Origin of the sequence: Streptomyces sp. NPDC059909 (genome assembly GCF_042730885.1) — a bacterium.
Taxonomy (GTDB): Bacteria; Actinomycetota; Actinomycetes; order Streptomycetales; family Streptomycetaceae; genus Streptomyces.
Genome location: NZ_JBHWKX010000246.1, coordinates 696 through 1,234 on the forward strand (window position 1 = coordinate 696; position 539 = coordinate 1,234).

1 pseudogene is annotated in these 539 nt (G+C 65.9%); it reads left to right on the forward strand.

The window, feature by feature from the left end:
- Positions 1-84 precede the first annotated feature (84 nt).
- Positions 85-539, forward strand: a pseudogene (locus tag ACFV9O_RS40575) (ATP-binding protein); the annotation flags it as partial.

The window sequence follows — 539 nt, forward strand, 5'->3', positions numbered from 1 at the left end:
GGCCGACACCGTGTCCGGCTGCATCTTCTCGCCGCCGCCTGCCTGGAACACGCCACCGAACTGGATCCAGAAGTGCGCCAGGAGGTGGAACTGCGCGCGGCAGCTCTTTTGCCGCCCAGGACCTACAGCGAGGCGAAGGCGCTGGCCGAGGTGGGGCATGTGACGCTGGAACTCCTCCCGGGCCCGGAGGGGCTGACCGAGCACGAGGCGGCGGCCGTCGTCTGCGCGGCCGCCCTGGTGGGAACCGACACGGCTCTGCCGAAACTTGCCGAATACCGGGACCATCCCTCCCCGAACGTCAGGAACGTCATACTCAGCGAATGGGGCGAATTCGACCACGCGAGGTACCAGAAGGCCATTCTGTCCGGCCTTTCACTGGAAGGAAGACCACACCTCCTGGTGCGCACGCACACCGAACTCGCGGCCTTCTCGCATTTCCCTCCCCACCCCTACGTGGCACTGTTCGGACCCTTCACGGGCCCTGAGATCACGCGGGCGCTGTGCGACAAGAACATCGAGGAGCTCTCACTGAGCTGTGA